We start from the raw sequence: 13,668 nt of genomic DNA on the forward strand, positions 1-13,668 counted from the left end.
GGATGAAATATTGTTGTTAATGATTAAATTTAAATCTACCTGTAACTTGAGTTCGTATCAACTGTCATTATGGCGGCGGTTATTGTGCTATTTTACTGACAAATTATGACCAAATCTGCTTTTGGCGGTTTTTAATAGTATGTTGAATTAACAAGATCAGTACGTTGAATTAAAAACAGCAATACGTTGAAATAAAAAACCAATGTAACCTGTCTATTGAGAGATGAAGAGCAGATTTTGGTCTCGATAGGCTGTCGACAAACATTTATAAGAGGTGATTTATGGCGGGTAATAAACGCTTTACTAAAGGCATACTTAAACAGGCTCCTTGGCATCTTGCCGATAATCAAGTTACACCTGAATCGGTATTTAATGATCGCCGTAATATCGTTAAAGCCTTAGGTTTAGGGGCGTTAGGGGCCAGTTTGCCGGGGCAAGTTCAGGCGGGTATTTTTGATCTATTTGGTGAACAACAAGCCAAAAATCCCTTTACTACTCAAGGCCTACAATACGCAACACCGGCAAAGTTTGTATTGCCAAGCCCTAAAACCCCAGAAGATAAAATCACTCGTCATAATAATTTCTATGAATTTGGTAATAGTAAGTCGGATCCTTATGACAATGCCCAAGGTTTTAAGGTTGATCCTTGGACGTTAACCATTGACGGCCTGGTCGATAAACCCATCACCTTAGATTTAAATGAACTGACGACACGTTTTGCTCTGGAAGAACGCACTTATCGCCTACGCTGTGTTGAAGCGTGGTCTATGGTAGTCCCTTGGGTGGGTTTTTCGTTAGCCAGTTTACTCAAACAAGCCGGCGTGCAAAGTAATGCAACTCATATTGCTTTTGAGACCTTGTTTGATCCTGAGCAAATGCCAGGGCAAAAGAGTCGCTTAATGGGGGGCGGGATCCATTATCCCTATGTTGAAGGCTTAACGGTTGCCGAAGCGATGAATGATTTATCGTTTTTAGCGGTAGGCTTGTACGGTAAAACGTTGCCGCCGCAAAATGGTGCTCCAATCCGCTTAGTCGTGCCTTGGAAATATGGTTTTAAAAGTATCAAGTCTATTGTGCGTATTCGGGTGATGGATAAACAACCTCCGACAAGCTGGAATCAATTGGCCTCAAGTGAGTATGGTTTTTACGCTAATGTAAACCCAGAGGTGGATCATCCTCGTTGGTCGCAAGCCTCTGAGCGCAGCATCGGAGAAGGCGGCTTATTCTCTGCTAAGCGTATTCCGACCCAAATGTTCAATGGTTATGCTGATTCAGTGGCCGATTTATATAAAAATATCGATCTGAGGAAGTTTTACTAATGCGCATAAGTCCTCGAGGACTGTTTTGGTTAAAGGTGTTATTGCATATTAGCTTTTTATTGCCCGCCTTTTATCTGGTGAAATTAGTGTTAACTGACAATGCGGGTGGCGATCCGGTGCAGTATATTATTCATTATACCGGTATGGGCGCGATTAATAGTTTATTAGCCACGTTACTGATTTCACCCATAGCCAAACGTTTTAAGATAGCGGCGCTAATGCAAACTCGCCGTTTGGTGGGCTTGTATGTGTGTGCTTACGCACTATTGCATATTAGTGCTTTTATTAGCTTAGATTTGCTGTTTGCGTGGGGATTATTGTTTGAGGAGGTGATCAAGCGGCCTTATATCTTAGTCGGCGCAGCAACATTAATTATTATTGTATCACTGGCGTTAACCTCGCCTAATGCTATCAAACGACGTTTGGGAAAGCGCTGGCAGTCATTGCACAATTGGGTTTATCTGGCTGCCATATTGGCACCGATCCATTTTTATTGGTCGGTAAAGTCAGAGATTATTGAACCCAGCATCTATATTGTTTTATTTGCCGCGCTATTGGTTTACCGCAAAGACAGTATTTATAAATGGTTGAAACCGAATAAATAACCTACGTTATGACTAACGGCGCAATTTTTGATTGAGGCCGTTGGTTGAAAATGCCGCAAACACCGTAAATATCATGACTGATACCATGATAATGGCCAATCTTAACCAAGGCTGTTCGAGTGCAATGCGCATATCGATGAAATTGAACGTGGTTACTGCCCACACAAATATCACGCTGATCAGTAAGCCTATCTTGAGTAATGTGTATACAAATGAATGTTTAATAAACATCAGCAAGGGTAAACTTATGGCGATAATGGCCAATATATGCTGATCAAAGCGTAAAAAATGGGCGCCCAATAATAGGTAAGCCAAGCTGATAATGGTTACTCGCCACCACATGCCAATTCTCCTCAATAACGAGTAATAACAAATGTAATTATTAACGTAACAACTCGCGCAATCATTAAGAAAATCACTAGCGCAACAGCTGACGTTGACCTGTGCAGCATAACGTTAAATGAATGGCTATTCTTGATTGTGGTTCACAGATCACTTAATTACCTCTGCTCGGGGTAATAAAGGACCATCAAAACGCTCTTTGTCCTGCTATCTGCGTTGATTTGCAAGCGGCACGCTATTGACGCGTCAATGTACCTTGTGAGTAAAAAAATGCTAAGTTTGATATGACATAGGTTGAAAGACTGTAAGGAGTATTATCAATGAAACAATATATCATCCTAGTATTACTGGGTTGCACTATGGTGTTAAGTGGCGGGGGTTGGGCGCAAGAAACTGACTATCAAGCAAGTGTGCATCAAGAAACAGGCCATGAAGTAGCGGTTGACTGTAGTAATCCGATTAACACCCTTGAAATTAATGACTGTGCTAGGCAGCAAGCCGATGATGCACAAGTAAGATTGGACAAGTATATGGCTAAAGCCAATGAGCAATATCATGATTATCCAAAGGCGCTTGAAGCACTACATCTGTCTCAACGAGACTGGCTGCCATATCGAGAGTCTTATTGTCATGCTATCTATGAGTTATGGCGAGATGGGACTATAAGAGGTGCAATGTACCATGGATGTATGCTGCAACTTACTGTGCAGCGCACTCATAATATTTGGCAACATTATTTAACGTTTATGGACTCCAGTGAGCCTATATTACCCGAGCCAAAATAATGATCTCCAATAAGTGGGTAATGGCTCCCGAATTCAGATAATAACTGTGACGATTATTTACTTGCAGCTTCTAGTGTGACTATTTTAGCCCAAATCTGTTCCGATTCTGCGGTTAGCAGAGAATAGGTTTTTATATCGCCTTTACGCTGTGCTTGCATGGCTTGTTCCAGTATTGAATCATAGCTTTTACGTAATTTTTTGACTGGATCTGGCTTTAAAAATGAAAACATTGTTTGGCTCTTTGTGATGGCTAATAGCATTAGATACGAAGTGACTGAGGTTATAGCCCATTATCATTAATGGTTTATTACTGGATTTTGCTGTTTTTGCAAAGATGGTTTGCTGTTTGTTCGGTCAATAAATTCCCCATAATTAGCCAAGCTGTGGGAGATGTAGACTGATGATATGCATTATGAACGCAACTTTTTTCAACACAACTCTTTTCAACACAACACTTTTCAACTGCTTATATTGGCTAATGTAAGCTTTCTCATTGTTGTATTATTTTACCTTGGCGTGAGTATTCAGCCGCCAAGGTAAATCATTTTCTAATGGGATTATATTGGCCTATTCAACATATTGGTGATGACATTTTCATCTACAATGTTATCGCCAATGAAGTAGATAATGTCATCTACACTGTGATCTACAATCTCAGCAACAAGGTGATTAAGCAGGGCATTGCTGCAATTGGGCATTTTTCTTGCTCATTTGCAGATAACTTAACAGCCACATTATGAAGCCGCCAGTAAATAGTACCGCCGCAACATAACCCGTCTCGTTGGGTAATGCACCTTGTGCGATAACCATGCCGCCTACCCAAGGGCCGATGGCATTGGCGATGTTAAATGAACACTGCACCAAGGCACCTATCATGGCGTGGCCGTTTGGTGATACATCCATCAGTAAGGTTTGAATTAAGGTGGCTAAGCCTAAACTGCAGCCAATAAAGAAAATCACCGCATACAATAGCCAAATGTTATGGCTGGCACCGACGTAGGCAAGGGAAAATATAATCATACAAATTAAGGCTATGCCTGTGGTGTATAAAGCCGCACGATCGGCCGCTTTGCCTAATACATAGTTACCCAATGTACAACCAATACCAAACATCACCATCGCGATTGAAATTGTGTATGCCGGCGTTTGGGTGACCACTAAAATGGTGTCGGCAATATAAGTGTAAATACAAAATACGCCGCCAAAGCCAATAATCACAATACCTAGAATTGACCAGACCAATTTATTTTTCAACACGCCAAATTCATTGATTAAATTTGACGGCTGGCTGTTTTCTATTTTAGGGATCACTACATACACGCACGCCAGTGCAACTAAGGCCAGAGCTGATGCACCCGCCAAGCAATAGCGCCAGCTTAAATTTTGCCCAACTAAAGTGACAATTGGCACCCCGACGATAGTGGCTATGGTTAAGCCCATAAACACTTTGGATATGTAGCTGGCGCGTTTATCTTGTGGGGCAATATCGGCGGCTAATAATATGGCCGCGCCAAAGTAAGCGCCATGGGGCAGGCCACTTAAAAAACGGAATACAATCAGCTGTTCAAGTGAGGTTGCCATGGCACTTAAGCCATTGGCGATAAACATTAGAGTGAGGAAAATAGCCAAGGCATGGCGTTTTTTCATATTGGCCGTCGTTAGCATTAAAATGGGCGCCCCGACAACCACCCCTATTGCGTAAGCACTAATGGCATAACCGCTATGTGACGGTGTTGAGGAAAATGTTTCGCTGATTAAGGGCAGCATTGGCATCATCGAAAACTCCGATAATCCCAATATAAATGTGCCTAAGGCTAATACCAGCAAAATGGCGCGAGTATTAAGTTGACTTGGTAACGTTGCCGCCGATGCCATAAAAATCCTGTAAGTGATAAGAGATAAATAGTGATAAGTACGACTTCACTACTGAGTACATGGCGATAGAGACAAGCACCATTTGGGCTTGAATGTTGCAGACAAACAATAAGCTTTATCTGTCACGCAAAAAGTGTCCGAATCGAGCTAAACATCATCGCAATAATAGTAATGTCGCGATTGATTGTTTTAGATTATCGACGGTAAGGTGAAAAAATATGGGCGTTTATTCGATATTTAATCAAACGTTTTATAAATTAATTGTTTATTTAAACAAGTGGTTATGATTGTTTTTTTTGATTTTTTTGATCTAATCAGTGGCTGTAATGTAATCATGTAGTTAATTAAAGCGGTTAATGCTGCTTAAAATGGATTATTGAAATATTCACGTTCTACAGTGTAACAAATCCCTTCCGTCGGCATCAATCTTTAGTCTAATACCGCCGTTTTTTACTTGTGAGTGACCCCATGTATTGGTTAGTTTGAATAAGACTAATCATAATATTCATTATAATAATAAATGCCATGGAGGCTTCAATGTTTGTCCCGCCAAATCAAGCAACATTTCCACTAACGTTAAGTGAATATCATGGTGCCACTTCAACGACGCTGATTGAAAACACCATTGGCCAATATTTTGATGATATTGCTAATACCTATCCAGATAATCTTGCCGTCGTCGTTCATCATCAAGATATCCGCTGGAACTATCGCCAGTATCAAGCCAAGGTTGACGCACTTGCCACAGGCTTATTGAAACTAGGTATTCAACCTGGGGATAGAGTAGGGATCTGGTCACCCAATAATATTGAATGGTGTTTAACTCAATTTGCTACCGCTAAAATTGGTGCCGTAATGGTGTGCATTAATCCGGCCTATCGAACAGAAGAGTTAGCATATTCCCTCAGTAATGTTGGTTGCCGTGCCGTGATTTGTGCCGATAAATTTAAGTCGAGTGATTACCTGAAAATGTTGAATGAGCTAGTGCCAGAATTAAGCGACAATCTAGGTCACTTATCTGCTCGCGCATTACCCGAACTTGAGTTTGTGATCCGCATGGGAACAGACAAGACACCAGGCATGCTTAATTTTAACGATTTGCTGGTTGATGTTAGCCGTGATGACCAACAGGCGTTAGCCGCTATTGCTGATACACTCAACAGCCATGATTCGATTAATATTCAATTTACCTCAGGCACCACAGGTAGCCCTAAAGGCGCGACGCTTTCGCATCATAATATTTTAAATAATGCCTATTTAGTGGCAGAGGCAATGAAGCTTACTCCTGCCGATAAACTGTGTATTCCTGTGCCGCTATATCACTGTTTTGGTATGGTATTAGGCAGCTTATCTTCTATTATTTACGCTTCAGCGGCAGTGTATCCTAGTGAGTCTTTTGATCCACTAATCACCTTGCAAGTCATCGCACAAGAGCGCTGCACCGCATTACATGGCGTGCCGACTATGTTTATTGCCGAATTAGAACACCCACAATTTAACCAGTTTGACCTTAGCTCATTGCGCACTGGCATTATGGCTGGCGCCACTTGCCCTGAAGAAGTCATGCGACGAGTACAAGAACTGATGTACATGAAAGAGGTGCTGATTGGTTACGGACAAACCGAGTGCAGCCCGTTAAACCACATTACTGAAATAGATTCTCCCATTGAAAAACAAGTGCTCACCGTTGGCCGAGCATTGCCACACACCGAAGTGAAAATCATCAATGAATTTGGCGACGTAGTTGCTATTGGTCAACCCGGTGAAGTGTGCAGTCGAGGCTACTGCATTATGCAAGGTTATTGGAATGACCCTGCTAAAACAGCTGCAACCATCGACAGTGCTGGCTGGTTACATTCGGGCGATATCGGTCAAATGGATGAACTTGGTTATGTGCAAATTGTGGGTCGTATTAAAGACATGATCATCCGCGGCGGCGAGAATATTTACCCACGTGAAATTGAAGAAAAGCTCTACAGCCATAAGGACGTGCAAGACGCCGCCGTATTTGGCGTGCAAAGTGACAAATATGGTGAGGAGGTGTGCGCCTGGATTAAAGTTCGCGCCAATGCCGACATTACCGAAGACGATATTCGTCATTTTCTAACTGAAAAATTCGCCTATTTTAAAGTGCCGCGCTACATCAAGTTTGTCGACCAATACCCCATGACCGTTACTGGCAAAATTCAGAAATTTAAAATGCGAGAGTTAATGTATCAGGAGTTACATAAAGCGATAAATTGATATTTTATGTGTAATCATTTAAGCCCAGTGTTGAGTTATCGCACTGGGCTTTTATGTTGAAGGGCAATCTATTTCAAAGTGAACTAGAGACTACACGCGGCGGACGAGTACAGCATTAAATGGCAAGTCATAACCGTCATAACAGTCATAACATTGACCTAATTGACACAGCCTGACTTTCGACAAAAAATTTGAATTTGAATTTGAATTTGAGTTTGAGTTTGAATTTGAGTTTGAGTTTGAATTAAACACAGCTGTAAATAAATGATGTTTTCTCGATAGCGCATGGATTAAACAAGCCACCAATGCCGACATTACCGAAGATGATATTCGCCATTTTTTAACCGTAAAACTTACCTACTTTACGGTGTTGCGCTAAATAAATTTGTTGATCAATAGCTAGTGACCGTTAGCGTCAAAATGCAGTAATTTAAAATGTGCCAATTGATACGATAAATTGAGGCTTTAGTTTGAGTGATTGCTCGAATCGATGTTGATGGGGTCTGGCACTCGTCGCCAATCGGTCTTCCTATTGACGAGGTTCAGCCCAAAGCGCTTGAATGAGCAGGTTAGCTTCGCTGATATGTGAAAGTGTCGACTGTACTTATGTAAATTATTTTTCATGGCCACCATAGAGGCCGAAAAAACATCCTTCAATAGTTAAATGCTAACGCTTTGTTGATCATCAAAATGGTGTCAAGTCAATCTCGGTGAACGCTTATATTGGCAGCATGTCATAGCCCTCAATGTCACCAAAAGTCATGATCTTTCGATGACATTGAGGAATACTTAAGTCTGCCTTAAAGCTTAAATTTGCTCACAATACCATTTAGAGTATTCGCCATTCCGCCCAGCTCATTTGCAAGTTCGGTAGTGCTATCGGCATGCTTATTGGTTTCTTTTGCCGAATCATTGATCTCCAGCACACTCTGGTTAATTTCCGCGGCGACCTGAGTCTGCTGCTCTGATGCTGTGGCGATCTGGTCATTCATATTAAGAATAACAGAAACAGAAGTGGTGATTTGTGTCAGGGATAGGTTTGCTTCCTCTGTCTTGGTCGACGTTTGTCGAGCGAGCAGTGTACTCTTGCCCATTTGATCTACCGCTTTTTTAGCCTCTGTTTGAAGCTTTTCAATCATCATAGTGATCTCATTGGCGCTATCTTGTGTTCGGCTTGCAAGGTTTCGAACTTCATCTGCGACTACCGCGAATCCGCGACCTTGTTCACCGGCACGTGCCGCTTCAATGGCAGCATTTAAAGCCAAAAGATTAGTCTGATCGGCAATGCCTTTAATCACATCGAGAATGCTACCAATATTGACCGTTTCTGCCTCAACGTTTTCGATGACATGGGTGACACCGTTCATCTCATTGACCAGTAAACGGATATTAGCATTCATATCCTCGACCACTTTCATTCCAACCTCAGAATATTCGCTAGCGCCCTGGGCCGACTCTGCCGCTTGCAGTGCACTTCGTGCTACTTCATCGACGGTGGAGGTCATTTCGTTCATCGCGGTCGAAGTCTGCTCAAGCTGGACTGTTTGTGCCTTCGAGCCATCACTCATCGTTTGGGCAGACGATGAAAGCGAAGCAGAAGAGCGATTAAGATCATTTGTTGTGTTATTAATATTGGCGACAATGGCCCTAAGATTCTGTGCCATGGCGATCACATTGCCATAAATACCTTCCTCCTGCCCGGAAGAGGATAAATTCATACTCAAATCTCCCTCTGCCACTTGCTTAACCATGTTTGATATTTCCAGTGGCTCGCCGCCAATAGGTTTGTAAATAAGGCGAATAACCATCTGGTAAATAACGATCATGAGTACAATCAGGGAGATCATAATCAACATAAGAGCATCATATAGATTATTCATGCTAGCAGCTTCGATGACATCTATTGCTTCATAGCTAGCCACAGTCCAATTACGGACTTTCATCTTATGACTTGTGACAAAGTAATCGCCCAAACCCGGAGCCGAGTATGTCATCGACTTATTTGAGTCAGATATCGCTCGGTATTGTGGGCGCAAGTCAAATATGTTCTTGCCAATATGGTCTTTTACCTCACTAGATACTATGTAGCCATCGCTGCGGTAGACGAACATTTGATTGTTATTGCTAAGAGAGGCAACAAAATCACTGAATAACTTAACCGGGATATTGATTAACACCACCCCAGAAATTTTCCCTTGGTGCATGATAGGCACAGAAAGACCAAACACTTCGACGTTTTTAGTGACATCGACAAACGACGTGCTCACGACGTAGCGCTCACCTGCAAAAATATTTATGAACCATTCACGCTTAGCCGTGATTGCATTAAAATTAGCGACAGCCTTACCGTCACTAATTAGGGTGCCATCCTTCAAACCTAAATAGATCCCCGCTTCACCATTAATCGTCTGGGCTATTTCCTCAACGGTAAGGTTTGCTCGTTCAAGGTCGAGTTCGCCATATTCATCGAAAAAGAATGTGCCAGAATCAATCACATCGAAAAAGCGCATTAATTTTTCATCTAATGCCTGAGCCACCAGTTTAGATTGTGTTTCAACCTTATCTTGATAACTCGCGCGGCTGAATTCTGCAAAGTTTTGATAAGCAACGATGGATACCAGCAACACCATAAAAAAAGATAACGAGGTAAATAGCCCCGTTATTTTGTATTTCAACAACATAAATATTCAACCCATAATATGAAAATAAAAAATCAAAGAGGTTTCAGCTAATCATTACAGACGAGACCAGAAAATCGTGATTTTAATTGAAGGCAACATACAAATAATCTTTATAATTAGCAACTTATTTGCGCCAGACTTTTGAAGCCTTCAGCAACAGGGGGAGCATGTGTAATCTATATCCACTTATGGAATTAATTCCAAATAAATCAATATGCAGTGGTCTATAAAATAGTCACTTTTTAGAGCCTAAGCAGAATAATCGGTCCGATCCATTTGGCGTCAACCCACTCGATAGTGTGTAACAAGGAAGGAGTCTATGAAACAACGTTAAATGAGAATAGACAGGTGAAATAAATAAAATAAAGATAACAAACCGTATGAAACCCCGAAAAATAAAGTTTATTTATTAATTTGCTAAATTAGCTATTCAATTCTGGATATAGTTAATGTTTATATAATACATTTATAATATAAACTAAACACGATGTTTTTTCTGTATCATAATAATAACATTCGTTGATATTTTTGTGTGTAACACAAATAAAAATCGCTTTTTTAAGTACAAAAATATAATCTAAATTTAACGATATGGATGTCAATTCTTGCTGTTTTTAATAGAAACATTCTAATTTAGCTTAAAGAGATTTATTTACTAAGGGATAATTCTACGAGGTCGTAAACCTTTTTAGATGTGAAGTTAATCACAAATGCCTAATGCCCACTATAAGATTACCTGACCATACTGTAATATGTTACTAAGCATATTCGAGGGTAAAAAATGAAATGTCCTTCAGACCAAGTCTGTATCGTTCGGTGCAATAATATACTAAACGCAGCAGACAAACTGATAGAGTCACAAGGTATTGTGTCTTTTAATTTTTCTCAACTTGCCAAAGATGTTAGTTGTTCAACAGGGACATTATATAAGCATTTCAAAGGGAAGGAAGACATCTTAGTTTGTTTATTTTTAAGGAACGCAACATCAAATCACCTGCACGGTTTTGTTGAAAAATTCCCAGAGTTAACCAAATACCAAAAAGTATTATTACCAGTCTTATTCACATTTGAAGCAATAGAGCGTAGCAAGAGCTTTTCTACTTTGCGATCCATTTCTGTTAATCCTATGATCTGGAAACTCGCCAGTGATGAGAAAGTTGAGCGTTTTAAAAAACGTATAAATGCATTTTGGTTTTGGTTCTCAGACTCAATTGCTTCAGCTATTGAGTCTGGTGAGTTAGACGCAACAACAGAAGAAGCGAGTCAACTCGTACAAGGGATTATCTTCTATTTAACGGGTTCATTAACCCAATTTGAAAGCGAACTCATTGAATCAAAATATTTATCTGATCGCAAAAAAACTTGTTATATACACCTTGAAAAACTGATGGCTCAATACCATTGGACGGTACCACTGACAAAAAATGATTTTGAATATTTACAACGTGATGTTAAAAAATATTTTAATACACATTACCAATATAAAATGGACTGCGCCGCTTGCAACTCTATATCAAATAAACTTTAACCATGACAAATATATAATGTTTTTTAAATATGACTCAATAAATAAATAATACTTTAGGTTACCTTGACCCACAATATAATTTTAGTAGGTTCTGATTCTATCGTTAATATTAACAAAGCAACGCCAGTCACTAGGGCAATTGATAATTACGTCTATTTTCAATTTAGTCGACACGCCTAGTGTTATTTAAACTAAATAATTCTGCCAAAAAATTAGTTTTGCCAAAAAATTGAGTAGATCCAATATCTCAGGTGATATCTGTATCTTACACCATTCATTCAAAAACAAGACTCTAAAATACATCAGCTATATTCTATTTTCTGATGGTTATCACTGAGTCATTGCCAGACTCTAATCAACTATCGCATCATTATTACTGACCTCTCCCGTCTCTGGGGGAATATTGCCGCGAAGATTGCACCCATACACAATATGATGTTCGTAATACTGGCTGAAATATTATTATGGTGTGTTGGATTAGCCGCTTATCACTTAGTTTGGCTGAGAGGTTTTAGGCGAATACCGTGATAAACCTGCTGTAGCAAAGATTATCAGATCTAGACAAGATGTATGCAGAAGAGCGAAATATTAGCGAAATGAGGACGTTTATCTTTGGCACGGATTGAATATATAGCTTGGTAAATGACGCTGGAACACCTAAATTATTAGGAACCTCCAGCGCCAGTCATTATCACTCTTAGTTAAGCATAGCTAAGCGTTTTTAAGATAAATAGCATAGATTAGAAATTAAACTGCATCGTAAACTGGGCGTAATTTGATGCACAAGTATTGTGTGTAGAGAATGAGTTATCATCATCCAAAACCTCATATCTTCCTAACTCCAAACCCATAACCAACTCTTTAGTTAAGTTTGTAAACAAGTTAATCCCATAATGAAATCTATCAGTCTCTTCAACATCAGTGACAGTGCGACCATAGAATAAGGTAGATCGCATTTCACTATTCCAGAAATGTCTATATGCAATCATTCCAGATGTTGTTGTTTCTACTTCTCCGTTTGCAATATCCTTTGCTGCAACCGTACCGACATAACGGCCTAAATTACCATAATGAACTTGTACTCGTAAATCATCCTTACCAAAAGTCATAATTCTTGATGAAATAGATCCACCAAAGGCTAACTCTTTAGTGTTGTCAGGATCTAAATATCTAATCAATCCAGAGAAAGACACATTACCCCATTCACCTTTAATATCATTACGCACGATGAAATCAGGAACATAATCATTGTTAGTTTCAGCAGATGTTCCACCTTCTAAAGTGCCATATGTATTTGGGTTTTCAAGAGCGAACTTCCAGTTACCATATTGATAGCGCAGTAAGGTTTGACGCATCATAGCTTCCCCGACTAAAGGGCCACCAAGATCTGCGGTTTCGGGAAATGAACTTGTATTCACTAGTGTCGACCAAGTTTGGCCGAATGTAATATCTTTATAGTTTAAAAAAGCGTGACGTAATCTAGGGCTATATGAATTTGAAATAACTCCGTTACCTTGCGCCGAACCAACAAAGTCTATTTCAACATAACCACTCACTTCACCCTTTTTAATTTTTGCATTAAATCGACTTTCTTGAGCACTAAATTGAAGTCGTGAGTTATCTTCGGAACTCGCCGCTCCGCTTCCTATCCACATTGTGTTATATGGAGCATCGCCACTTATAAATCTAGCGTTGCCTTTAATAAAACCGCCAGCAGTTATTTGGGTGTCATTAATGTTTATTTCGGCGGCATGAGCTTGCGCCAGCGTGAGGAAACTAAAACAAATTGGATATAAAACACTTTTTGTGATTTTCATTATTCATTCTCAGTAACAAATTGATTATATTTTTTAAAGCAGCTGCGATTTTATTTTTATAACGAGCTGCTATTACACTTTTAAACTAGCGGTGATTACATTTTATGAAACCAGCTGCGATGGCACTCTGCGCACACAGGGGCTTTTTTCTCATGTTCCGCGTGACATGCTAAACAGCTAGCACCTTTGTTATAATGGAAGGATTTATGTGGGTTAGCGCCCTCAATGGCTAATTTACTGGTATCTATTTCGATACTATCTATGGTCCCATGACATTCCACACATGCCTGATCCGTTGCACTTGTTTTGCCGGATCCTGCATGACAACTTTTACAACCATCATCATAAATAAACTGATGATTTGTGCGGCCTGCTGTGTTGTTTTGCATTTCAACCAAGTCACCAGCATACGCACTGCTAACCATCAGTCCCAAAACTAGGCTTAATATCAACTTTTTCATTTTTATACTCC

The 13,668-nt window shown here is 40.0% G+C and carries 11 protein-coding genes; 5 read left to right on the forward strand and 6 right to left on the reverse strand.

Translation table 11 applies throughout. The features are described from left to right. The first annotated feature begins 281 nt into the window (after window positions 1–281). Together msrP and msrQ are read left to right on the forward strand one after the other, a co-directional pair. The gene (msrP, locus tag CXF80_RS01295; RefSeq protein WP_101030372.1) at window positions 282–1,319 is read left to right on the forward strand and encodes a protein-methionine-sulfoxide reductase catalytic subunit MsrP; all 1,038 of its coding nucleotides are present in this window, start codon (window positions 282–284) and stop codon (window positions 1,317–1,319) included. Further along, window positions 1,319–1,924 (forward strand): protein-methionine-sulfoxide reductase heme-binding subunit MsrQ, encoded by a 606-nt coding sequence (gene msrQ, locus CXF80_RS01300; protein ID WP_101030373.1) that lies wholly within the window; start codon window positions 1,319–1,321, stop codon window positions 1,922–1,924. The genes msrP and msrQ overlap by 1 nt, the downstream gene beginning before the upstream one ends. A gap of 12 nt (window positions 1,925–1,936) precedes the next feature. Here the strand turns inward: msrQ and CXF80_RS01305 are convergent, their stop codons facing one another. Further along, window positions 1,937–2,266 (reverse strand): hypothetical protein, encoded by a 330-nt coding sequence (locus tag CXF80_RS01305; protein ID WP_101030374.1) that lies wholly within the window; start codon window positions 2,264–2,266, stop codon window positions 1,937–1,939. 320 nt (window positions 2,267–2,586) lie between these two features. Between CXF80_RS01305 and CXF80_RS01310 the strand changes: the two genes are divergently transcribed. Next, window positions 2,587–3,051, forward strand: coding sequence for a lysozyme inhibitor LprI family protein (locus CXF80_RS01310; RefSeq protein WP_101030375.1), 465 nt, complete (start codon window positions 2,587–2,589; stop codon window positions 3,049–3,051). A 53-nt stretch (window positions 3,052–3,104) separates the two neighbouring features. Here CXF80_RS01310 and CXF80_RS20010 read toward each other — a convergent pair whose 3' ends face one another. Further along, window positions 3,105–3,281 (reverse strand): DUF6435 family protein, encoded by a 177-nt coding sequence (locus tag CXF80_RS20010; protein ID WP_124014189.1) that lies wholly within the window; start codon window positions 3,279–3,281, stop codon window positions 3,105–3,107. A 439-nt stretch (window positions 3,282–3,720) separates the two neighbouring features. Further along, entirely contained in the window at window positions 3,721–4,926 is a 1,206-nt protein-coding gene (locus CXF80_RS01315) for an MFS transporter (protein WP_101030376.1), read from the reverse strand. Between the two features lie 537 nt (window positions 4,927–5,463). Here CXF80_RS01315 and CXF80_RS01320 point away from each other — a divergent pair. Continuing rightward, window positions 5,464–7,170, forward strand: coding sequence for an AMP-binding protein (locus tag CXF80_RS01320; RefSeq protein WP_101030377.1), 1,707 nt, complete (start codon window positions 5,464–5,466; stop codon window positions 7,168–7,170). Window positions 7,171–7,970: 800 nt separating this feature from the next. On the opposite strand, the gene CXF80_RS01330 is transcribed toward CXF80_RS01320, so the two are convergent. Next, window positions 7,971–9,851, reverse strand: coding sequence for a methyl-accepting chemotaxis protein (locus tag CXF80_RS01330; RefSeq protein ID WP_101030379.1), 1,881 nt, complete (start codon window positions 9,849–9,851; stop codon window positions 7,971–7,973). 781 nt (window positions 9,852–10,632) lie between these two features. Between CXF80_RS01330 and CXF80_RS01335 the strand changes: the two genes are divergently transcribed. After that, a complete protein-coding gene (locus CXF80_RS01335; RefSeq protein WP_101030380.1) occupies window positions 10,633–11,379 on the forward strand; it encodes a TetR/AcrR family transcriptional regulator in 747 nt (248 codons plus the stop codon). A 740-nt stretch (window positions 11,380–12,119) separates the two neighbouring features. Here the strand turns inward: CXF80_RS01335 and CXF80_RS01340 are convergent. Together CXF80_RS01340 and CXF80_RS01345 are read right to left on the reverse strand one after the other, a co-directional pair. After that, entirely contained in the window at window positions 12,120–13,196 is a 1,077-nt protein-coding gene (locus CXF80_RS01340; protein WP_101030381.1) for a DcaP family trimeric outer membrane transporter, read from the reverse strand. 95 nt (window positions 13,197–13,291) lie between these two features. After that, entirely contained in the window at window positions 13,292–13,657 is a 366-nt protein-coding gene (locus tag CXF80_RS01345) for a cytochrome c3 family protein (protein ID WP_101030382.1), read from the reverse strand. Window positions 13,658–13,668: the final 11 nt, after the last annotated feature.

Origin of the sequence: Shewanella sp. Actino-trap-3, from assembly GCF_002836275.1 — a bacterium.
Taxonomy (GTDB): Bacteria; Pseudomonadota; Gammaproteobacteria; order Enterobacterales; family Shewanellaceae; genus Shewanella; species Shewanella psychromarinicola.